The organism is Henriciella marina, assembly GCF_027213945.1.
Taxonomy (GTDB): Bacteria; Pseudomonadota; Alphaproteobacteria; order Caulobacterales; family Hyphomonadaceae; genus Henriciella; species Henriciella marina_A.
The window spans coordinates 239,694-261,093 of the sequence record NZ_JAPWGW010000001.1 but is presented as its reverse complement, the minus strand read 5'-3'; the positions used below and the strand labels follow the sequence as shown (position 1 = coordinate 261,093).

The window sequence follows — 21,400 nt, the reverse complement described above, 5'->3', positions numbered from 1 at the left end:
GAATACCCCCTGATCTATTGCAATCACTTCAGTTTCAGGGGGAAGCAAAATGCTTAGACACATTGTTCTCGTTTCAATTGCCGGACTTGCCGCAACAGCTTGTAGCACCACCACCTCACTTGGTGGCTCGCAGGAGCTTACGCCGCGCCTCGTCGCCAGCCAGCCCGGCGACGCAGACATGACCTGCGAGGCGCTCAGCACTGAGATCGCCAGCATGGACACCTATATGGCGCAGGCTGACCAGAGTGCCCGCAATGCCGAGACATCCGGCGCAGCGGCGAGCACAGCAGCCGGTCTTGCAACGAATGCCGCGCTTTACAGCGGCGCCCTCGGCCGTGTGCCGGGACTGGGCTTTGCAGCGAATGCTGCAGGGGGGCTTGCGCAGCAAAATGCGCAGGCAGAGGCCGAGCGTCAGGCCGAAAATGCACGCACGGCAGAACTGCGCCGCACAGCGCTAATGGGGATATATGCTGGCAAGGGCTGCTAGGGGCTGACTGCCCGGCCCGCATCGGGCGTGTCGCTGATCGCATCCAGTATGAATTTAGCGACCCGTTCAGGCCTTTGATACAGCATAATGGCGCCGGCGCCCGGCTCGGTTTCGAACCGGGCGCCGCGCAACTTCCCGACGAATTCGCGGACCGCATCGGGGTCCACAATCGAGCAGTCTTCGGGCTGCAGCCAGTACTGGCGGCAACTCGCGCTCAAGGCATCCGCGGACCAGTCTGCATGCTTTGATTTTTCATCAAGAAAGAACGGTATCCCCTCCTGCTCGCAGGCGTGAAATGTGCCGTGTGCGTGTAATTCCATCACGCCAGGCATCAGCAGGGCACGCATGTCGATATCTGAACGCGCGTACCTGTCAGTCAGGAAAGCGCGCACCCCTTTCTTCCTGAAACTTCGAATGCCGAGCGCGTTCGCCATCTTCAGTATGGCTGGCGCATGCCGCGTCGCCATGGCGGCGAACCTCACCCGGCGATCCATGCTGGCATAGTGCTTTTCATCCAGCGGAATTCCGCCATTGATGAAGATGAGCGACCTTGCTCGCGGGCCAAGCGCATTCGCGATCCGATAGGCGTGACTTGTACCCAGCTGGTGGCCGACCACGTGCACACCATCTACGCCTTCCGCATCCAGAACCGCCAGCGCGTCAGCGACCGAGTCGGCCTCGAACGTATCGGCTGAACGGGGCGGGTCGGAATAACCGTAGCCCGGTCTCGAAGGGGCGAGGAGGCGAACGCCCGCGTCCGCAAGCTTGCTGAGGAATGCCGGGGCAAAGAAGGGTCCCTGTATCAAGGCATGGGAAAACAGGACCGTCCTCTTCGCCGAGCTGGGGCCGTGGCGGTAATAGGCGATACTTCGCCCGTCTCGCACTGTCTGCGTCAGCGAGCTGACGGGCGTGGCCCAGTCGTCAAGATCGGCGCGGCGCGCATCCGGCATCTTGCGCAGGAGGTATGAGATGCTGGCTGCCAGACGCACGACGTCGGTCATGCGCGCGCAGCCCGTCTTCCGAAGGATCGTCTTTGCCTGAACCTTGATCGTTTCCGGAGAGCGGCCGCGTTCTTCGGCAATCTCTCGCGGCGTCTTGTTATCCAGATGACCTTGCAGGACCTCGGTTTCGGACTCCGTCAGCCCCAGCGCATTGCCAAGCCGCTCGATCAGTCCTTCAGACCAGTGAATGAAGGAGAGCGATATTCGTGCCTCGGTGTCATCACCATGCCCCGGTTGGACGAGGGCAAGGCACGGGCGAGGGTCATCTTCCCGCACACGCGCAAGGAGGATCAAGTCTTCGCGGTCCGGTTCAGACAACGCCTCCCGGATCTGGTTGAGCGCCTCATGGTCGAATGGAAGTTCGCTTAGTCGACGTGGCAGGTCGCATCCAAGAAGGGCAATGGCGGCCTCATTACCATGGACCTGCATCGTCCCGGGCGCGACCCGCAGCACGCTGTGATAGCGCGCATCTGTTTCGGCTTCATGCGCCTCTGCTTTCATTGCAACATCGAAAATGCGTTCCAGCCGGCTCGTATGGTCTTCCAGGCCGTCATGAGAAAACCGCGCCACATCTTCTGCAACCTTGCCGGTTTCAGGATCAGCGCAGAAATAATCATGGGCGGCGTCCAGGAAGTCTTCGAATCCGGTGCTTTCAAGCGGGATCTCGTAAGCGCGCCCCAGAAGTTCGAAGTATCTAGATTCGGTCGTCGTGTTGGCCATCTGCCTGTCTGAACGTGCTGTCCCCACGACTAGTTGCGGCAAGGCAAGGGTCGCTGGCAAGTCAGATTTAAGACGGCGACCGATTTGGCGCGGCGGGCCGCCGCTCTAGCTGGAGGCTCAAAGACTTATGTGAAAAGGAAACTGTCATGCGCCTTCTCATCGCCCTTGCCGCCTCGACTGCCTTCACGCTCGCCGCCCAAGCGGGCGAAAGCGTCGACTACACTGTCGATGGCGCGACCTATGAAGGATACCTCGCAGAGGCCACGCGCGACTCCAAAGGCCTCGTGGTCATCATCCATGACTGGGGCGGCCTCGACGAGTATGAGAAGACCCGCGCCGAAATGATTGCCGATGAAGGCTATGACGCCTTCGCGATCGATGTCTATGGCAAAGGCAACCGCCCGGCGACTACCGATGCGCGCAAGGAACAGGTTGGCATGCTCTATAATGACCGCGAGATGATGCGTGCCCGCATCCTCGGCGGTATTGCCGAGGCGCGTGAAGCCTCCGGTGAAACCAATGTCATCCTCATGGGCTACTGCTTCGGCGGCGGAGCAACGCTGGAGCTTGCCCGCTCTGGCGAGGGTGAGGACATAGCAGGCTATGCCACGTTCCATGGCAGTCTGGACGCCCCTGAAGGCGCCGACTATTCGGCAACCTCGGCGCCCATCCTCGTCATGCATGGCGGGGCCGATAGCGGTATCCCGAATAGCCTTGCCGCAGACCTCGCCGACCAGCTGGAAACCGATGGCGTAACCTATGAGATCCAGATCTATTCAGGCGCGCCGCATGCCTGGACCGTTTTCGGCTCGGACCGCTACCAGGAACTCGCCGACAAGAAGAGCTGGGACGCCTTCATGGACTTCACTGAGCGCTATCTGGAAGGCGACGACGACTAGTCGCTTTGGCGGTCTTCGGGCGCCTGCTCGAAGACCGTCCCGCTCAACGATACCGTCACCGTGTTTCCATCGGTTTTGAATGCCGCTTCCTCACCATCATTGGGGTCAATAAAGACGTACTCCTCGACGGGGACCATCCGGTAGACTGCGCCACGCCGTGTCGTAAGCGTCAGATCCTGACCATCACGCTCTATGGTGAAATACTGCTCGCCATCGGCGGCCATGATATAGGCGCCTGAAAGCTGCTCCAGCGCGTCTTCATCTAGGTCGTGCCGCGCTCGCGTACGTACCGGGCCCATCGGCCAGCCATAAGCCTGCTTTGCAGTGCGCACGATGTCGGCATTCAGCGGATAGGCGCCGTCGGCGCCGGTCATTACGACAATGGCGTCGCCGCGCTCTGGCCAGGCTTCGAAATAGGTCTTGTACCCTTTGTTCGATCCGCTGTGGCGAAGGACGATTTCGCCACCGTCCGTCCACTCGCTCATCTCCACACCGATACCGAGACCGTAGTCCTCCGAAACGGGGCGCACGACTTCAGTTGCGACCTCTGGTGAAATTCCCGTCCCGCTCTCGCCATTCATCGCGCCTATCAGCGCCATGACAAAGCGGCCATAATCTTCAGGCGTGGTCCAGAGACCCGCAGCCGCCTGTTCTGGATAGGTATGCCAGCCGCCTTCTACCGGGTCACCATTGCCCTCATAGGCAGGCGCAACGTTGCCCGACGCCATATCTGCGGAAAGTGGTTGGGCAAACGTGCTTTGTTTCATGCCCACCGGATTCAGGATAAGGCGGTCCATCAGAGCAGTGAAATCTTCTCCCGAAGCCTGTTCTGCCCAGAGCTGAGCCAGCTGGTACCCGCCACCCGCATAGCTGAACTTGCCTTCCGGGTTCGCGGCGATGGTGACCGGGTCAGTATTGGTACGCTCGCTGCCGGTCACGACTTCCAGATTGGTGGGCACTGCCTCACCCGCCGCATATCCCGGGAAGCCGCTGACCGTTGCGCCATTCGTATGCGACAGCAGCATACGCAAGGTGATGACGACCCCCTCGGGGTTCAGCTTAGACTGGTCCACACCCTCAAGATCGCCGGAGATGTCTTCATCAAGGGACACGCCGAGTTCACTTGCCAAGGCGACTATACCGGTCGCGGCCACAACCTTGGAAAGGGATGCCGCCTGGAACAACGTTTCCGCATCGGTGCCTTCACCATAACCTTTGGTCCAGTCGAGCGCGCCGTTCCTGTAAACCGCCACGGAGACCTGCGGCGCATTGTAGGTAACCATGCGTTCGCGCAAGGTCTGACGTGCCTCGCCATCTATTGTGACGGCCGGGATTATGGAAGCTTCGATCGTCGCCTGCTCGCTACCCGCTTTTGGCGAACCAGGTGATGGAGCCTGCGTGTCCGCCTCGGCTTGCGTCGATTCGGAGCGCGGCGGTTCCTCCCGGCTACAACCTGCAAGCAGTAGAGCTGTGAATGCAACGGAAAGGAGGAAGGTCTTTGTCATCGAAGAGGCTCCAGCGTGAGATATTTTATTCCTCTACACGCCGGGCCTCAACTATGCACCCTAGCCGGCAAAATTCGGCTGCCCGTTCGACGCCGACAGCCCGCCATCGACCGGCAGGATAACCCCGCTCACGAAGGCAGCGTCTGGTCCAGCGAGGAAGGCGATGACGCTCGCGACTTCTTCTGGTTCCGCGGCGCGGCCAAGCGGCAGGCGGGCGCGTACCTTCTCCATCTTTTCCTCGTCCGAATGGATGCCTTCGGCCATTTCGGTTCTCGTCACGCTCGGTGCCACGGCGTTGACCCGAACGCCGTACTTGCCAAGATCGAGTGCCATCGCGCGCGTCATGTTCGAAACCGCGCCCTTGGACGTGTTGTAGCCGAACATCCTCCAGTCGCCACCAATTCCGGAGACGGAGGACGTATTCACGATAGAGCCCTTGAACGTCTTCAGATGGGGCAGGGCGGCGGTCACCGTGTGGAAGATGCCCGTGACATTGATCGACATGATCTTCTCGAAATCCTCGAGCGAGAGGTCGCCCGGCTCTCCCATTTCTGCGACGCCCGCATTGTTGACGAGACAGTCAATGCTGCCAAACTCTTCCACTGTCTCGGAAACCAGGCGCCCGACATCGTCTGGGTTTGAAACGTCGCCCGCAACGATCATCGTGCGCTCAGCGGGCAGGTCGCTGGCCACCTTGTCCAGCTTCTCCTTCGTGCGTCCGTTCAGAACAACATTCCAGCCATCGCCGGAAAACCGCTTCGCCGTTGCCGCGCCAATGCCTGACCCAGCGCCGGTAATAATAACTGTTCTCGTCGCGCTCATTCGTTTTCCTTTCGCGTGTCTGCTATAGAGGCGGGCACGGAGAGTTCGTTCATGCCGCCATCGACGCCTGCAGAGGCAAAGCCCGCCGCGCCGCTTCGCCAGGAGCTACGCAGCGCTTTCAACGCGGTTCCAGATGAAGTGAGCCGCCGCTGGCATGAGCTGCGCGCGCTTGTGCTTGAAACCGCCGCGAAGACCGACGGGGTCGGTGCCGTATCCGAAAGCCTGAAATGGGGCGAGCCGAGCTTTGCGGTCCGTAGCGGTACCCCCATCCGCCTGGGCTGGAAACCATCAAGCCCGGACATTATCCGCTTGCTCGTCCATTGCCAGACGGACCTCATCGCCCGCTGGCGTGAACGTTATGGCGAGACCCTCACCTTCGAAGGCACACGCGCCATCACCCTACCGCTCGATCAGAAACTGCCTCGGGAAGAGCTCACCCACTGCATCGCCATGGCGCTGACGTACAAACGTCGCTAAATCTGGCCATCAGTCACAGACGAAACCGGATACCCCCTATGCGCGCAACGCTCACCGCCTTGTTCATGATCCTCGCACTTGCCGGCACCGCGGCTGCGCAAGACAGCACTTGTGGCGCGGATGTGGTAGCCACTGGCGAAACGCTGCTTGAGCGCGCGCAGGGGCTGGAGGAGAGCGAAGAAACCTGGGAAGGACTTTTCGAACAGATCGTCATCTTCCAGAAGCAGTGCAGCCAGTCATTCGAGATTGACTTCGCTGCGGCAGATGCTGCCTGGGAACTGGCCGATCATGGAGGGCAGGAGGGACGCTACCGCGCGGCGTCCTTCGTCCTCAGCGCGATCCGGTCAATCGAGAACCGGTGGCTCGGGGAAAATGCCGCCCGGAAAGGCGTGGAGCCCGATCAGGACGAAATCGACAGACGCGACGTCGAGACTGAACAGCTAGCCATCCTGATCGAGAACTTCGTTGCACCGACAATCCTTCACGCGATCGGTCACGGGCGCTACTATGAGAGTTTCAACGGGCCGGATGAGACCTGTCCTTACATATTCGGCCACCTCGCCCAGATCGAAGCTCGCGCGCAATTCGACGGTATTGTGAATGTTCTGGAAGGCAATCCAGCCGACAGCGTGACTCTCCCCATCATTCCGGGCGACTACCGGCTTCTTGTTCTGCGCGACAAGTGCTTTGCGGTCGCTGACGATGTGCGCCTGGTGCGTGCCTATCTTTTGGCCCAGCTAGCTGGGCGTGCCTTCGACAATCCCGGCGTGCCTATGCCGGATGGGTCAACGCCACCAGAAACGCTTGCCACAACCCTGATCGAACAGGCGCAGGCGGAGATTGCCGCGATGGATAATGCGCTGATGGAAGACAATGCATTCATCAAGGAAGAGGCCGATGCGCTAGCAGCCAGGATTTCTGGCGAAGAGGGCGGCTGAACGGGCTGACACCTAAAGTGTGTCCTTCAGGAAGGCGACGATCTTCGGCCAGCTATCCTGCTGTGCCCCCCTGTTCGATGCACGTGTGCCACCCCAGTCGAGTAGGTCGTCCGCGGTTTCAGGGTCGAGCCTCTCAGATGGCAGGCCGCCTGCGCCATGTCCGGCCTCTGGATAAAAAAGTACTGTCACCTCCGGTCCATCCTTCGCTTCAGCGCGTGTATTGATCGCTTCTGCCATAGGGCAGCTTGGCCAGAGCGCATCTGACCCGCCGCAGATCAGCAGCATTGGTGCATCGCTGCCTTCAACCGCGACGACGGCTTCCTCATGCGCCTCTACGGCTTGCAGGCCATTGGCATAGAGAGAATAGAGCCCGGTCTCATAATCAAAATCGCCATAAGGCAGGGCCGGATAGGGCTCGCCATCGACGGACCAGGAGGCCTCGGGCACCCGCCCGTCAAAGGCCCAGTTGATTCCAGCCCACGCAACGTTCGAGGGAGATATGGCGACGACCGCGTCGATCTCGCCTCTGCGACTTGCCATGATCAAAGCTGCTTCTGCGCCTTTCGATGTGCCGAAAATGCCGACCCGGCCCGCGTCCACTTCAGCACTTGATAGAAGCCAGTAGAGTGCCCGGTCAAAACGCTCCAGAGGGACCAACTCAAGGTTCTGTTCCTGGCCTTCATACCGGTAGAAAGAAAGATGCAGCACGCTGAAGCCCTCGCCCCGAAGCGCTTCGGCATCGCGGGCAACGCCTTCACTCAAGCCCCCTTCAGAGCCGCCGAACATAAGGATGGCAGGACCCGGCGCATCCGCGCGCATTGCCGGATAGTAGTTAGCGATCAGCCCATCTTCCCGGATCGCGATGACCTCATCCAGGGCCCTCGGCGCGGTCTCTTCCCGCACCTGCATTCCCGGCGTCGTCTGGCAGGCGGGCAACGATAGTGCAGCGGCGAGGCAGGCGGCAAGGACCTGCGGGCGAATGGAGAAGGACATGCGGCGCTCCGTCAAAGGCGACTTTGGTTTGCATTCGCCTCGCACAGGCTGCCCGCCCGGTCCACTTGCAAGCGCAACCATTTGTAGATAGCGCCAGCCTGCCGGAAGAAATCCGCAAAATGGAGACCGTCATGCCTGCCCCCGACGCCATCACCATCCCAAACCAGTTCAATGGCCCTCCCGGCAGCGGCAATGGCGGCTATTCGGCAGGCCTGCTGGCCCAGCATCTGGACGGCCCGCACACGATCCGGCTCAATGCCCCGATCCCGCTGGAAACGCCGCTGACCATCACGCGCGACGGCGACAACACGACCCTGCTCGCAGGTGACACGCTGATCATGACCGCGCGCCCAGAGGTGCCAGGCATCGCCCCGCGTCCCGCGCCGTCCTTTGAGGCCGCGAAAAAGGCGAGCGAGCACCCACGCCCCTTCGGCGCAGGAGAGATGTCGGTCTGCTTCGTCTGCGGGCGTGGCCGTGAGCCGGGCGAGAGTCTCCGTATCTTCTGCGGCCAGCTGGATGATCCGGAAACCGCCGCCACGATCTGGACCCCGCACGACACGTTTGCCGATGAAGATGGTCTGGTCCGTTCGGAAATCGTCTGGAGCGCGCTCGATTGCCCCGGCGGCTTCTCCCTGCCGGATGTCGACCGCGCCCTGCTGGGGGAGATGAACGCGCAGATCCTTGAGCGTCCGCCGGTAGGCGAGCCGCTGATCATCGCCTCATGGCGCACCGGCGGCAAAGGCCGCAAGCACACCGCTGGCACCGCGCTCTATACCAAGGACGGCACGCTCCTCGCCCATGCCGACACACTCTGGTTCGCCGTCGGTACGGCGCAGTTCGAGGCGAATGCCTAAAGCCTGCCGCTCTCATGCGGGAAGAGCTGTTTGTGCCGCGCGCAGATTTTCGGCCAGAGCGTCTCAAGCTCCGGCTCTTCAAGGCCGAAGACCTCGCTGAGCACGCCTGACAGTTCTTCCGGCGTCTCCATGACCTGCTGCGTGCTGCGCCCGGGCATCTGCGTTTCCAGCATGCGCCCGCGCAGGATGTAATAGCTCGACCCCTGCCGGATCTTGGCGCTCAGCGTCTTGCAGAAGATGCTGTTCGGGTCGGTGATCTGCCATTGATGACGGGCGGCCAGCAGGCGCTCATCCGCCGGCTCGGGCCTGAAGTCATAGCTGAAGCTTGCGCCCGGCCCGCCCTCGAAGAGGCGCCAATAGCCATCATCGGCGCGCGCCAAAGCCATGCGGATCGGTGCATGATCGGTTACGCCTTCCTCCAGCGGTATGGCGCTGACCTGCGAGCTGCCGAACCCGACATCGACGAGATAGTCGCGCTCCAGCCGTACCAGCAGGGCGAGATGGTTGCCCAATGCCTCATCACCCATGGACGCACGCCGGACCCCCGCGCCGAGCCGCACCACATCAAACCCGATCTCAGAGAGTGCCCAGCCAAACACGGCGTTCATCTCATAGCACCAGCCGCCTTTGCCGCGTGTGACGATCTCCTCGTAGGCCGCCTCCAGCGACAGCGAGACTGGCCGCCCCGCATGCACATCGAGATTTTCGAATGGCACCGCATTTACATGCGCCGCGTGCAGCGCGTTCAGCGTCTCAAGGGCGGCCTGCACGGGGGCATCATGGCCAATGCGTTTGAGATAGGCAGCAAGATCAAGCGTCATCGCGCAGAGATGCAGGAGCGCGGCAAGCCAGGCAAGCCACGCCTTCAGGGTGACGCCAATCTAGGTATTGTCCGCTATTTCGCGAAGCGGCCGAAGGGTGCAGGATACGCGCATGACCGAGCACCACATCATCCTGCTTCTCGGCGTCTATCTTGTTGGCGGTGGCTCCACGCTCCTCCTCAACCCGGGCCGGGTGACCACGATTGTCGACAGCATGGATAAGGTGCCCTTCGCGACCTATGTCACAGGGGCGGCCATGGGCGTTGCCGGGGCCGCAATCCTCCTCACCTACCACGACGTCTCGACCTTCGCCCGGGGTCTGGCCACCTTGGTCGGCGGGGGCATCCTGCTGGAAGGCTGGCTCATGATGGCCATGCCGAAGACGCTGATGTCGATGGCGAAGCCCTTCTATCGCGGCGATAGGCTGACGCGCGGCATAGGGTTGGTCGTCATCCTTCTTGGCATCCTCACGATCTGGTACGGGCTTTCAGCCTGAACCTCTGCGGGTCGCAGCGCCTTTTGCGCTGTCTGATGTCCTGATCGCCCCCTTTCCGAACGCGCCGCTTTCCTCTACGGTCCTCTCAATCCGAGGGGCGCGTCTTGCTAGCGCTGAGATGGGCCAGATGCAGGTCCAGCACCCTTAGAACCTGATCCGGGAAATCTCCGCCCTCGCGGAGGTGGCCGGCGTAGGAACGGAAAAACCGCGCGCGCCCCCGGGTCTCAACCTTTTGGAGACCCAGAATGAACAAGCCCACGAACCAAGCCGAATTCCAGACCCCAAAGGTCACCACCGGCCCTTTGCCGGCCAGCCGCAAGGTCTACACTCACCCCAAGGCCGACCCGACGCTGTCGGTCCCGCGCCGCCTGATTGACCTGCACCCATCGGCCAATGAAGAGCCGGTGCCTGTCTATGACACGTCCGGCCCATACTCCGACCCGTCGGTCACGATCGATGTCGAGAAAGGCCTTGCCCGCCTCCGCACCGAATGGGTGCTGGAGCGCGGCGGCGTTGAGGAATATCAGGGCCGCGACGTGAAGCCAGAGGATAATGGCGGCGTCTCCGGCAAGCATCTCGCGCGCGAATTCCCGACGCGCCACAAGCCGCTGAAAGCCACCAACTTCGACCCGACCGGCAGTATCGCGCTCAACCCGGACCGCACCGACGCTGACCGCGAAGCCAATCGCAAACCCGTCACCCAGTATGAGTTTGCCCGTGCCGGCATCATCACGAAAGAGATGATCTACGTCGCAGAGCGCGAAAATCTCGGCCGCCAGCAAGCGCTCGAAAATGCCGACGCGCAGATCGCGCAGGGCGAGAGCTTCGGCGCCGAAATCCCATCCTTCGTCACGCCGGAATTTGTCCGTGACGAGATCGCAAAAGGCCGCGCCATCATCCCGGCCAACATCAACCATCCAGAGCTTGAGCCGCAGATCATCGGCCGCAACTTCCTGGTCAAGATCAACGCCAATATCGGCAACTCCGCCGTCACCTCATCCGTGGAAGAAGAAGTCGACAAGATGGTCTGGGCGACCCGCTGGGGCGCCGACAATGTCATGGACCTGTCGACCGGCCGCAACATCCACAACACCCGCGAATGGATCATCCGCAACAGCCCCGTGCCCATCGGCACCGTGCCGATCTATCAGGCGCTGGAAAAGGTCAACGGCGTCGCCGAGGACCTCACCTGGGAGGTTTACCGCGACACCCTCATCGAGCAGGCAGAGCAGGGGGTGGACTATTTCACCATCCATGCGGGCGTGCGCCTCGCCTATATCCACCTCACCGCAAAGCGCGTCACCGGCATCGTCTCGCGCGGCGGCTCGATCATGGCGAAATGGATGCTCGCCCACCACACAGAGAGCTTCCTCTACACCCATTTCGAGGAAATCTGCGACATCATGCGCGCCTATGATGTCTCCTTCAGCCTTGGAGATGGCCTCCGCCCCGGCTCCATCGCGGACGCCAATGACGCGGCCCAGTTCGCAGAGCTCGAAACCCTCGGAGAGCTCACCAAGATCGCCCACGCCAAGGGCTGCCAGGTGATGATCGAAGGGCCGGGCCACGTCCCGATGCACAAGATCAAGATTAATATGGACAAGCAGCTGCGCGAATGCGGTGAGGCGCCGTTCTACACGCTCGGCCCCCTCACCACAGACATCGCGCCGGGCTATGACCACATCACCAGCGGCATCGGCGCCGCGATGATCGGCTGGTACGGCACGGCCATGCTCTGCTACGTCACCCCGAAAGAGCATCTCGGCCTGCCGGACCGGGATGACGTGAAAGTCGGCGTCATCACCTACAAGCTCGCCGCCCACGCCGCAGACCTCGCCAAGGGCCACCCCGCAGCCCAGGTCCGCGACGACGCGCTAAGCCGCGCCCGGTTCGAATTCCGCTGGGAAGACCAGTTCAACCTCTCCCTGGACCCCGAAACCGCCCGCCAGTACCACGACCAGACCCTCCCCAAAGAAGCCCACAAGGTCGCGCATTTTTGCAGTATGTGCGGCCCGAAATTCTGCTCCATGGCGATCAGTGCCGAGGTGCGGGACTATGCGAAGGGCATGACGGACAATGAGAAGGCAGACCTTGAGCGGCGGGCCAAAGAGGCGGAAGAGGGGATGGCTGCCAAGAGCGCGGAGTTCATTCAAAAGGGGGCAGAGATCTATGTCGCTGGAGACTAAGATTCTCTCTCAACAGTGGTACGAGTTTAGGGATCTCCGCGGAAAGACATTCAACAGAGCGGTGTGGGTGCCACTGAAGTCTTCAAAGACACTGAACTCGCGCAAAGAGTATGGCGAAGTCGGCTGGGTCGATGAAACTCTCTTCGCAGAGAGCATTATGGTGCCAAGCGAACAAGCAGTTGACCTTGTACAGAGGCTTCATTGGTCAGACTTCAATGTTGGCTGGTCGAACAAGCCGTATGTCAGCAACGATATTTATTTTGAAGCCGGTACCTTTACGCGTGACGAACGGTCAATATTGGGGCGCCGATTGGTGCTTGAACAGCACCTGAATCCGGCGCACCAATCGATTTGGTATCTGTTGCACGACTTCGTGTTGGCATACGACTTGGTGAAAGAAGGTGATGACTGGCTGGCTTCCAATGAGGGGTACGTGCCGGTGGTTAAGGAAAGCAACGTAGCTGGCGAGCGAGAGATCGCAGTTCGAGCGGAATTCCTCCGAGATTACCTTTGCGCTCGCAATTCAGCGCTCCTAGTCGCCACCTATCGATCACGGAGCCACATAACGACGGCAGCGCCAGAATTTAGCTGGGACGATGGCGGTCTAGAGATCGAGGACGGCTTCGACAGCATCAGTTGTAGACAATGGAAGGTTTTGCAAGGAGACGGCTCGCCCTTAGGTGCGAAGGTAGCGTCTTTTCGAATGTGGCGCACTGACGTTGATGAAGCGGAAGACGTGCCGCTAATGGGCCCGGAAACCGGCGACAATGTCGGAAGCGAGTCTCACAGTTTCGAGCGTACCGGCGCAAGCGCAACGCGGATCGAAGGAGAATTCTGGCATAAGGAGGTTATCGAGCCAGGTGCTGCGAGTTTCCGTTTAAGAAATGATCCAACGGAAATCCGCATTGACTACATAGTTGAAGCGGACGGATCGAGGATGTCTTCCGCTGATTTGAGGCCCGACGAAATAGGTAGGTGGCTATGGTTCAAGCCGCAGGTCATGAATGCGATACTGGCGCTGCCAAATACCGGCCTGGAGTGGTACACGCGCCAAACCGGCGCAATATTTGCCTGCCCCGGCAACCGAATGTGGTTTGGAGTCAATGACCTCGGTCTTATTACTGTTTATGCCAGCGATATTGCAAGGGCGCCCGAGTGACAGCAAAGGATCTGGGCTGGTTATAACGTGCCGCCAGACGGCAAAGTGTGCGAAGAATTGCTGGCCGCTCAAGTTCGAACCGATCCAGCAGGGACAAAAGCGCCAGAAGCTTTTTTAGACAAGGCTATCAATTCGTTCGTTTCTGCGTTTGAGGAAGAGTTTTCAGTTAATCCGATAAAGGATCACGCTGATGCCCCGAAGATTCTTCGTTCTTGTCATCGATTTCGCGCTGTTGATGAAGATGGACTATATGCGCTGGCAAAGGATTTGAATCGTCTATTTGTCGAGCGCCTCGATCACTCAGCACTCAAGCAATTTGCCGAAAAGAAAGAAAATCTTGGCAGCATCAAACTGGTTGAAAGAGCGCTGTCTACGGTCGTAAGCGCTGATGAAGCGCGATCGCTAACCTCGATCATTGTCGGCACATTCGATCTGAGGAAAGCTGATGCTCATTTGGCTGGCAGCGAACTGGAGCAGGCAATTTCGTTAGCTGGAATAGAACAAAGCCCGCCTTGGGTGCAGCAAGGCGGACACATGTTGCACAATTTCGTAGGTTGCTTGTTCAGAATTGCGCAAGCAATTGGGGACTCGAGTAGAGCCGAAAGCTAACCCATGATGTTGCGGCGTTGCCGATATACCTGCCAAGCTTCAAGCCGATCAGGTACAACGAATGGGCGGATTCAAGTACAATCAGGCCAAATGGCGGTTTCTGCCATTTGGCCATAGCCAGCCTGTTTCGATCCTCTTTTTCCAGTCAAGGGTGTAATCCTGCGGACGCGACGCGCCCTTGACTGGAAAAAGAGGATCGGACACGCGCTCCCCTTCTTTGTGAAGGCCGATTTTTGATACCTTATGAACGCCAACCGAAGAGCGATTCACAGCATCCCAAAATGTTTGAGCGTTTGCTCAATCGACGGTCTCTTGTTGGGCGGGCATGGGTTGGTGCGCTTGTCTGCTGATTGTCGATTTGGAGCGGTGCGCCGCGTTAAGCCATAATCACTCATCACGTGGGCGATCCAGCATGTTTTTGGAACGTAGCCATACTCGTTTTGAGTATGTTCCTGAATCTGCTTGTATGTGGCCATAGGATCTGTCCCCTCGCCATTAAAATTATTCGAACGACCTGACGAAAGCAACTTGGCCGTTGGCGCACACATAGATTTCCTCCCCCACCACCAGCGCATCGCTGAAACGCCTCCGCCTTCCGGAGTGTTGCGCCCCTCATCCCCGCCCTTTGCGCGCTTCACCCGCATCGCAATTGCGCCTAAGCTCCCCGCTGGCCAGTCAAGCCGCGGGGGGACACGGATGACGAATTACGAACTCACCTATCTCTTCTATGAGGCCATCCAGGTCGGGAATGGCACGATGGCGAATTACATGACGCTGGTCTTCGGCATGCTGGTGACCAGCTATCTCGCCGCCCACCGGCTCGACCGCGTGATGATGTGGATCGCCCTCATCATCTATTCCATGTTCGCGCTCGGCTTCTGCAATGAGATCTTCCAGTCCTATAGTGACTTTGCCCGCCTCGGCCTCCTGCTGGCAGAGCGCGGCCAGCTGCCGGACAGTGATCTCGGCTGGTTCGGCCCTGTCGCGGTGGGGGAAGAGCCAATGTATTTCATCCCCAAAATGGTGCTGACCATGACCCTTGCCGCCTATGTCGGCTCCCTGGCGTTCTTCTTCCGCGCGCGAAAGACAAACCTTTCGAGCAATTCCGGGCCGGTGACGGCGGCGGAGGCAGACTAGTGAAGCGGCCCGGCCACAGACAAACCCTTTGTTTCCCGCAAATGCCCGCTATATCCCGCCCCCATGACCGACAGCACGCCAGACCACTCCACCCGCCTCGATGAGCTTGAAATCCGTATCGCCCATCAGGACCAGACGATCGAGGACCTCAACGCCGCCGTCACGGCGCAATGGAAGCTGATCGAGCGGCTGGAGGCCCGTGTCGAGCGGCTCGGCGAACGGGTGGCCGACAGCGAACAGGCCGCCGGGCAAGCGGACCCCGTGAACAGGCCCCCACCGCATTATTAGGGGTTAGGGTTTCGCTCTGGTTGGGGACTGAACGGTTTCGTACCACCATCCCGACAACCCCTGCGAAGGCAGGGGTCCACGTTGCTCCGACTAAACCGTAAGCCTCCAGTTCTAGGTCCCACCATGGATACCTGCTTGCGCAGGTATCTTCGGACTGAAACGCGTTATTTGACAAGGTAGTGTCCTAGGTGTGCGTCACCCTAGACGGGAAAAAGCCCGTCTGAGGGTCCAGCGCCTGCCGTCACAATTTGTCTTAGCGCCATCAACTCGATCGTCATCCCGGCCTTGAGCCGGGACCCAGAGGAAACGAAGTGCGACGCAGCAACTGGGTCCCTGTCTTGCGCAAGGGCGCAAACCGGGATGACGGCGAGGCAGGGCTGTCGGACAAAACAAATTCATCCCCACCCCCACTAACCTGATCCATAATCCACGCCTCCCATCACCAGACAGGGCGGTCCGGACCGACCGGGTGGAGATGGTTCTTGTTGGAGCTGCACGTGCCGGTACAGACCCCGGCGCGTGCAAGTTGAAGCGAGAGGGCTCGCTTGCATCAGCAATGATGTAGGCTGAGCGGAGTGCGAAGGTGACCGGTGCTGCCGGCAGGGTTTAACGCCCCTGCCATGCGGTCGGCGTCATGTGGGGTAATCAGTGCTGCGCAGGCTGTCCTGCGTACGAAAATGTTTCCGAGACGGGCCGGGAGTGAGACATCCGAACGGCCGACACCCTTCGCAAGGGCGCGTCCATGGCGCACGCTCTACAGCCACGCCGAAAGGCTGGCATTACCAATAGCGTCCACCCTGGACGCGCCCGGCCCTGTCACGTCAGGGCGAGACGAAAAGCGCACCGCCAGCGGGGAAACCCCGCGTGGCGAAATGGGTGTTTGTAGGAAATTATCCGCTCACCCCGGCGCAGGCCGGGGTTTCGTGAGGCAGGCTCAGTACCCAAATTGGCTGAGATCCCGGATCAAGTCCGGGATGAGCGATTGAATGAAGCGTTGGCAAATCCGAGCCCTCCCCTTGCGGCGACGTACAGCCTGCATAAACTCGTCCAGCTCAGACCAGAGGGGACACACATGCTGAAAACTACCATCGCCGCCGCCGCGCTCACCACGCTCACCATGACCGCTGCACCTGCCGCCCATGCCGGGCTCGACGAGTATATCGGCGAGATCATCACGGTCGGCTTCAATTTCTGCCCACGCGGCACGTTGGAGGCGAATGGACAGCTATTGTCGATCAGTCAGAACACCGCGCTCTTCTCTCTGCTGGGCACGATTTATGGCGGTGACGGGCGCACCACATTCGCCCTGCCGGACCTGCGCGGCCGTACAATGATCGGGGCAGGTCAGGGCGCCGGGCTCTCGCTTCGCCAGATCGGGCAGACGGGCGGCATGGAAGACCACTCCACCAACAATCCGGTCCCGGTTGATCGGGGCGGCGGCGATGTCATGGGTGACAGCACGACGGGCGAAAACATGCCGCCTTACCTTGCTGTCAAACACTGCGTGGTTACCCAAGGCATCTATCCGCCGCGTTCATAGGCCTGGCGGCTCCTCTGCATGATCGAAGTTAAGTTGCAGGCGCTATCAACGGTGGCGGCGCAACCAAAGCGTGCGCTGCGGTGTTGAACCTGAATTGCTCAACGAAAACGCACGAGATTTCATGTTTACCCAGCTCAATCCCCCCATCCCGATGACGGTGACCGACAAGGGGGACGGCTTTGCCATCGGCGTCATTGATTACGGCCAGGAGCATAATCTCATCTGGGTGACGATGATCACCGCGACCGGCGAAATCTGGTGCGCGCCGAACCCGAAAGTACGCGGCCAGTCGAACTGGACGATGGGACGCGCGCGGCCAAAAATGGAGACACCGCACTAGCGGCACGCATCTGCCCTTTCCCTCGGCGAAGCTTCTGATAGGAGAGCAAAAACAGTCAAGCGCATCGCCGCGGCGCCTCTTGCGCCCTAACTGAGGCGCGAGCCGGGGAGGGCCTTGAAAGCGTATGAGCCACAAGAGCGATATCGAGATTGCGCGCGCCGCGAAGAAGCGGCCCATCCAGGACATCGGCGAAAAGCTCGCCATCCCGCCGGGCGACCTCATCCCCTATGGCCATGACAAGGCCAAGGTCTCGCGGGACTTTATCCGCTCTCTCGACGGGCGCCCGGATGGCAAGCTGATCCTCGTCACGGCGATCAATCCGACCCCCGCCGGCGAGGGCAAGACGACCACCACGGTTGGCCTTGGCGATGGTCTGAATGCCATTGGCAGGAAAGCCGCGATCTGTATCCGCGAAGCCTCGCTCGGCCCCTGTTTCGGGATGAAGGGCGGCGCGGCTGGCGGTGGCTATGCGCAAGTTGTGCCGATGGAGGAAATGAACCTCCATTTCACGGGCGATTTTCATGCCATCACGGCGGCGCACAATCTCCTCTCAGCGATGATCGACAACCATATCCACTGGGGAAATGAGCTTGGCATCGATACCCGCCGCATCGCCTGGCGCCGGGCCCTCGATGTGAATGATCGGGCGCTTCGTTCGGTCGTGACCTCTCTGGGTGGTCCGGGCAATGGCTTTCCGGCAGAGGCGGGTTTCGACATTACGGCCGCCTCGGAAGTCATGGCGATCCTTTGCCTTGCCGAAGACCTCGCAGACCTCGAGAAGCGTCTCGGCAATATCATCGTCGCTTACCGGCGCGACCGCTCACCGGTCTTCTGCCGCGACATCAAGGCGGACCGGCCGATGACGGCGCTCCTGCGCGATGCGTTGCAGCCCAATCTCGTCCAGACGCTGGAGAACAACCCCGCCTTCGTTCATGGCGGGCCGTTCGCCAATATCGCGCATGGCTGCAACTCGGTCATCGCAACGAAGACGGCGCTGAAGCTTGCTGATTATGTCGTTACCGAAGCAGGCTTTGGCGCAGATCTCGGCGCAGAGAAATTCCTGAACATCAAATGCCGCAAGGCTGGCCTTAAGCCCGCCGCCATTGTCGTTGTTGCAACGTGCCGGGCGCTCAAGCTGAATGGCGGTGTGACGCTGGCGGATCTGTCGATTGAGAACCCCGAAGCCGTGACCCGTGGCTGCGCCAATCTCGGCCGCCATATCGACAATATGCGGAAGTTCGGCGTGCCTGTGATTGTTGCCATCAACCATTTCCACGGCGATACAGATGCCGAAATTGATGCGATCCGGGCATACGTTGCGGGCAAAGGCGCCGAAGCGATTGTCTGCAGGCATTGGGCTGACGGCAGCAAAGGCACGATCGAGCTTGCTGAAAAAGTCGCGGCCCTCGCTGACGCGGGCAACGCGAATTTCGCGCCGATCTACCGCGACGAGCTTGGTCTGATGGAGAAGATCGAAACGATCGCCACAGAGATTTACGGTGCAGGCGCCGTCTCCGCCGATCCGTCGGTTCATGCGAGGCTGAAGCGGTGGGAGGCCGATGGCTATGGCCATCTTCCGGTCTGCATGGCGAAAACGCAGAACAGTTTTTCGGCCGATCCCGGCCTTCGCGGCGCGCCGAGCGGCTTTGTCCTGCCGGTTCGCGATGTGCGTCTTTCGGCGGGCGCAGGTTTCGTCGTCGCCCTTTGCGGAGAGATCATGACCATGCCCGGCCTGCCGCGCGTGCCGGCCGCTGAGTCCATTGGACTGGATGCGGATGGCAATATCGAAGGGCTGTCCTGACGGCTGAGACCGCCTTGACGGATCGGCCTCCCGCGCCCAATTGGCCAATCCATGTCTTCCAAGGATTATCCCCAGACGCCCGATGGGCGCTATTTCGTTGCCGCCGGAAAGCTCTGGCGCCGCTCTGACCCACGCCTGACGCCTGCTGGCCTCAAAGGCCTGACGTCGAGGCTGATGGCGGCGCGCCGCAAGGTGAAGGAAGTCCAGAATAATGAGGCCAAGCTGAAAGCTGCCCGCAGGCAGGTGAACGCCGCGAAGGAAGCCCTTGGTGAGCGCGGCCCGGTCTGGTGGGATGATGGCGCGCCGGACGAGACGATGAAGGCACCGCAGGAGTCGAGCTATTCCGACTGGTGGGCGAGCCTCAGCGACGATGAGCGCAAGAGAGGCTATGCCGGACCGAAGAAGAAGGGTTGAGCCTTATTCCGGGGCAGGAGCGACTTCGCAGCTCGCCTCGAACCGCACCGCAATGAACGCCACCGGGTCGTTATTCGAATAGTTAAGCGCGTAATAGGGCTCAGACTGCGTTTCGCAGCGTCCCATATCTTCAGCAGATTTCTGCACAGCCTTGAAATCTGCCGCTGCGCCCTCATCCTCGAAATTGACGAGGTAGACGACCGGATAGGCTGCATCGTCCGCAGGCAACTCAGTTGGGGTTTCCGGTGGATGCAAATTTTGCGTCCCGAGGGTGAGTACATAGGACGGCTCTGCATAGCCCAGCGCCAGCACACGGTCCGGCGCTTGCGTGTCGCCACAATCGCTGCGGGGGATGCCGCAGACTTCGGACAGCGCGAGCTTGCCGGTTTCGGTTGCCTGTATCCAGGTCTGCGTCGGCAGGACAAAAATCCGTGCCTGCCACCCAAGGAGCAGGGCGGCGAGGACACCACCCGCAATCGCAATTCCGATCTTGCGGGCGATCATTGCGCCTGCTGCCACTATGACGAGCAATGCGCCGGGTGCCCAGAGCCAGAGCGGGAAGTCGCTTGCGCCCTGCCACTGCGCCATGACTGTTTCTTCGGTTGTGGTGCGGAAATCGCCCGCCTTGTCAGCCTGAAGCAGTTCGACCGCCCACGGTGAGGTGAACAGCACGAGCGCAACGCCGCCGATCAGGAAGAGCGCGGTGGAGAGATAGCGCGAAACCGGGGCGCGCATGTCGTCCATCAGCTTTACCGCTGCCCAGCCGCAAAGAAGGCCAAACGCCGGATAGGCGGGCAGGATGTAGTGGCTGAGCTTGGTCAGCAGGAGCTCAAAGAAGAGCCAGGTGGTCAGCGCCCAGGCGACGATGAATTTCAGCGCGTCGCGGTCCACATCGCCAAAGGATTCAAGCGTGCGGTGGCGGAGGTAACGCCAGCAGAGAACGATGGCGGGGATAAAAAGCAGGATGCCCGGGAAGAACCAGGCGGGAAGGTGCATGAGGTGATAGCCCGGCAGGCCGCCATGCCCTTCGGATGCCGAGACCAGCTTGTCCTTCAAATCCTTGCCGACAGCGCCTTCGACATAGGTGCCCTGCGTCGCGATCTGGATCATGATCAGCCATGGCAAAACCATGAGCACGCTGATCAGCGGCCCCGGCCACCAGGCCAGCGACTTCATCCACTGATAGTCGCGCCTGTCCCAGAGCCAGAGAACGAGGATCGCCATACCCGCCACAAGCGAGATGACAGGGCCTTTGATGAGGAAGCCGGCGCCATGGATAATCCAGAAGGCGAGCGCCAGTCGCTTGTCATTGTCCTTCCTGAGATAGAGCCGGATGAGACAGCCCATCGCCAGCGTGATCAGGAAGACCAGGACGCCGTCCGTCTTTGAGATGTGCGCCTCTGAGGTCAGCAGCAGGCTGGAGCCAAAGAGCGCAGAGCCCATGAAGGCAGCGCGCCTGCCAATGGCGGGGATCCCCGCCCAGAAACAAGCCAGCACCGCAAGGCCAGCACCGATCCAGCTCGGCACGCGATAGGTCCAGACATCAAGATTTTCGCCCTCACCGAACGCGGCGGTCGACCCTGCCTGGAGCCAGTGGATGCCCGCAGGTTTCTTGTTGCGGAACTCATCCTGATAGCGGATCGCGATATAATCGCCGGTCTCAAGATACTGTTTCGAGGCCTGTGCGAAGCGGCTCTCGTCGCGGTCGAGTGCGGGCAGGTTGAAGACACCCGGCGCAGCCGCCGTCATGGTCAGCGCGAACAGGATAAGCCAGGCTTTCCAGCCGGTCGAAAGGCGATCAATCCAAGTCATGTCGCGTGCTTGTAGCGCCAATTGGACAGGCTTGAAACGGGCAAGTGCTGTCTCCTCGAAACCGGGCTTTGCTTCCGTATCGGCGCGGTCTAGGGTTGCCG

21 protein-coding genes, 1 pseudogene and 1 riboswitch are annotated in these 21,400 nt (G+C 60.5%); of the genes and pseudogenes, 15 read left to right on the top strand and 7 right to left on the bottom strand.

Features of this window, described 5'->3' with window-relative positions:
* The first annotated feature begins 49 nt into the window (after positions 1-49).
* Positions 50-487, top strand: a complete 438-nt coding sequence (locus O4G74_RS01270) for a hypothetical protein (protein WP_269400860.1) — start codon at positions 50-52, stop codon at positions 485-487.
* Here O4G74_RS01270 and O4G74_RS01265 read toward each other — a convergent pair.
* Positions 484-2,235 carry an alpha/beta fold hydrolase gene (locus O4G74_RS01265; RefSeq protein WP_269400859.1) on the bottom strand — a complete coding sequence of 584 codons (1,752 nt, stop codon included), beginning with the start codon at positions 2,233-2,235 and terminating at the stop codon, positions 484-486. The two genes, O4G74_RS01270 and O4G74_RS01265, sit on opposite strands and share 4 nt — an antisense overlap.
* Before the next feature lie 119 nt (positions 2,236-2,354).
* On the opposite strand from O4G74_RS01265, the gene O4G74_RS01260 reads away from it, so the two are divergent.
* Positions 2,355-3,107 (top strand): dienelactone hydrolase family protein, encoded by a 753-nt coding sequence (locus O4G74_RS01260; RefSeq protein WP_269400858.1) that lies wholly within the window; start codon positions 2,355-2,357, stop codon positions 3,105-3,107.
* Here the strand turns inward: O4G74_RS01260 and O4G74_RS01255 are convergent.
* A complete protein-coding gene (locus O4G74_RS01255) occupies positions 3,104-4,612 on the bottom strand; it encodes a serine hydrolase domain-containing protein (protein ID WP_269400857.1) in 1,509 nt (502 codons plus the stop codon). The genes O4G74_RS01260 and O4G74_RS01255 overlap by 4 nt on opposite strands.
* 60 nt (positions 4,613-4,672) lie before the next feature.
* A complete protein-coding gene (locus O4G74_RS01250; RefSeq protein WP_269400856.1) occupies positions 4,673-5,434 on the bottom strand; it encodes an SDR family NAD(P)-dependent oxidoreductase in 762 nt (253 codons plus the stop codon).
* Positions 5,435-5,485: 51 nt separating this feature from the next.
* On the opposite strand from O4G74_RS01250, the gene O4G74_RS01245 reads away from it, so the two are divergent.
* Positions 5,486-5,911, top strand: coding sequence for a DUF1801 domain-containing protein (locus O4G74_RS01245; protein ID WP_269400855.1), 426 nt, complete (start codon positions 5,486-5,488; stop codon positions 5,909-5,911).
* A 38-nt stretch (positions 5,912-5,949) separates the two neighbouring features.
* On the top strand, positions 5,950-6,849 hold the full coding sequence (locus O4G74_RS01240) for a hypothetical protein (protein WP_269400854.1): 900 nt from the start codon (positions 5,950-5,952) through the stop codon (positions 6,847-6,849).
* 12 nt (positions 6,850-6,861) lie between these two features.
* Here the strand turns inward: O4G74_RS01240 and O4G74_RS01235 are convergent, their stop codons facing one another.
* Positions 6,862-7,842 carry an acyl-CoA thioester hydrolase/BAAT C-terminal domain-containing protein gene (locus O4G74_RS01235; protein ID WP_269400853.1) on the bottom strand — a complete coding sequence of 327 codons (981 nt, stop codon included), beginning with the start codon at positions 7,840-7,842 and terminating at the stop codon, positions 6,862-6,864.
* Between the two features lie 131 nt (positions 7,843-7,973).
* On the opposite strand from O4G74_RS01235, the gene O4G74_RS01230 reads away from it, so the two are divergent.
* Positions 7,974-8,696, top strand: a complete 723-nt coding sequence (locus tag O4G74_RS01230) for a hypothetical protein (RefSeq protein WP_269400852.1) — start codon at positions 7,974-7,976, stop codon at positions 8,694-8,696.
* Here the strand turns inward: O4G74_RS01230 and O4G74_RS01225 are convergent.
* The gene (locus tag O4G74_RS01225) at positions 8,693-9,517 is read right to left on the bottom strand and encodes an arylamine N-acetyltransferase family protein (RefSeq protein ID WP_269400851.1); all 825 of its coding nucleotides are present in this window, start codon (positions 9,515-9,517) and stop codon (positions 8,693-8,695) included. The genes O4G74_RS01230 and O4G74_RS01225 overlap by 4 nt on opposite strands.
* 112 nt (positions 9,518-9,629) lie before the next feature.
* On the opposite strand from O4G74_RS01225, the gene O4G74_RS01220 reads away from it, so the two are divergent.
* The 4 genes and pseudogenes from O4G74_RS01220 to O4G74_RS01205 all read left to right on the top strand — a co-directional run bounded on the left by O4G74_RS01220 (position 9,630) and on the right by O4G74_RS01205 (position 13,967).
* Complete coding sequence (locus tag O4G74_RS01220; protein ID WP_269400850.1) at positions 9,630-10,013, top strand: hypothetical protein; 384 nt, start codon at positions 9,630-9,632, stop codon at positions 10,011-10,013.
* A gap of 83 nt (positions 10,014-10,096) precedes the next feature.
* A riboswitch (TPP riboswitch) is annotated at positions 10,097-10,227 on the top strand.
* 31 nt (positions 10,228-10,258) lie between these two features.
* Positions 10,259-12,050 (top strand): annotated as a pseudogene (gene thiC / locus O4G74_RS01215) (phosphomethylpyrimidine synthase ThiC); the annotation flags it as partial.
* Positions 12,051-12,182: 132 nt separating this feature from the next.
* The gene (locus tag O4G74_RS01210; protein WP_269400848.1) at positions 12,183-13,358 is read left to right on the top strand and encodes a hypothetical protein; all 1,176 of its coding nucleotides are present in this window, start codon (positions 12,183-12,185) and stop codon (positions 13,356-13,358) included.
* 27 nt (positions 13,359-13,385) lie between these two features.
* A complete protein-coding gene (locus O4G74_RS01205) occupies positions 13,386-13,967 on the top strand; it encodes a hypothetical protein (RefSeq protein ID WP_269400847.1) in 582 nt (193 codons plus the stop codon).
* 266 nt (positions 13,968-14,233) lie between these two features.
* Here the strand turns inward: O4G74_RS01205 and O4G74_RS01200 are convergent, their stop codons facing one another.
* Positions 14,234-14,611: a hypothetical protein gene (locus O4G74_RS01200; protein WP_269400846.1), complete on the bottom strand. Its 378-nt coding sequence runs from the start codon at positions 14,609-14,611 to the stop codon at positions 14,234-14,236.
* A 52-nt stretch (positions 14,612-14,663) separates the two neighbouring features.
* Here O4G74_RS01200 and O4G74_RS01195 point away from each other — a divergent pair, with 52 nt between their 5' ends.
* The 6 genes from O4G74_RS01195 to O4G74_RS01170 all read left to right on the top strand — a co-directional run bounded on the left by O4G74_RS01195 (position 14,664) and on the right by O4G74_RS01170 (position 19,487).
* Positions 14,664-15,104, top strand: a complete 441-nt coding sequence (locus O4G74_RS01195) for a hypothetical protein (protein WP_269400845.1) — start codon at positions 14,664-14,666, stop codon at positions 15,102-15,104.
* Positions 15,105-15,167: 63 nt separating this feature from the next.
* On the top strand, positions 15,168-15,392 hold the full coding sequence (locus O4G74_RS01190; RefSeq protein WP_269400844.1) for a SlyX family protein: 225 nt from the start codon (positions 15,168-15,170) through the stop codon (positions 15,390-15,392).
* Between the two features lie 1,072 nt (positions 15,393-16,464).
* Positions 16,465-16,932, top strand: coding sequence for a phage tail protein (locus O4G74_RS01185; protein WP_269400843.1), 468 nt, complete (start codon positions 16,465-16,467; stop codon positions 16,930-16,932).
* Positions 16,933-17,053: 121 nt separating this feature from the next.
* Positions 17,054-17,272 (top strand): hypothetical protein, encoded by a 219-nt coding sequence (locus tag O4G74_RS01180; protein WP_026180780.1) that lies wholly within the window; start codon positions 17,054-17,056, stop codon positions 17,270-17,272.
* Between the two features lie 124 nt (positions 17,273-17,396).
* Positions 17,397-19,073, top strand: a complete 1,677-nt coding sequence (locus O4G74_RS01175; RefSeq protein WP_269400842.1) for a formate--tetrahydrofolate ligase — start codon at positions 17,397-17,399, stop codon at positions 19,071-19,073.
* Positions 19,074-19,124: 51 nt separating this feature from the next.
* On the top strand, positions 19,125-19,487 hold the full coding sequence (locus O4G74_RS01170; protein ID WP_269400841.1) for a hypothetical protein: 363 nt from the start codon (positions 19,125-19,127) through the stop codon (positions 19,485-19,487).
* Between the two features lie 3 nt (positions 19,488-19,490).
* Here O4G74_RS01170 and O4G74_RS01165 read toward each other — a convergent pair whose 3' ends face one another.
* Positions 19,491-21,299 carry an ArnT family glycosyltransferase gene (locus O4G74_RS01165; protein ID WP_269400840.1) on the bottom strand — a complete coding sequence of 603 codons (1,809 nt, stop codon included), beginning with the start codon at positions 21,297-21,299 and terminating at the stop codon, positions 19,491-19,493.
* Between the last annotated feature and the right edge of the window lie 101 nt (positions 21,300-21,400).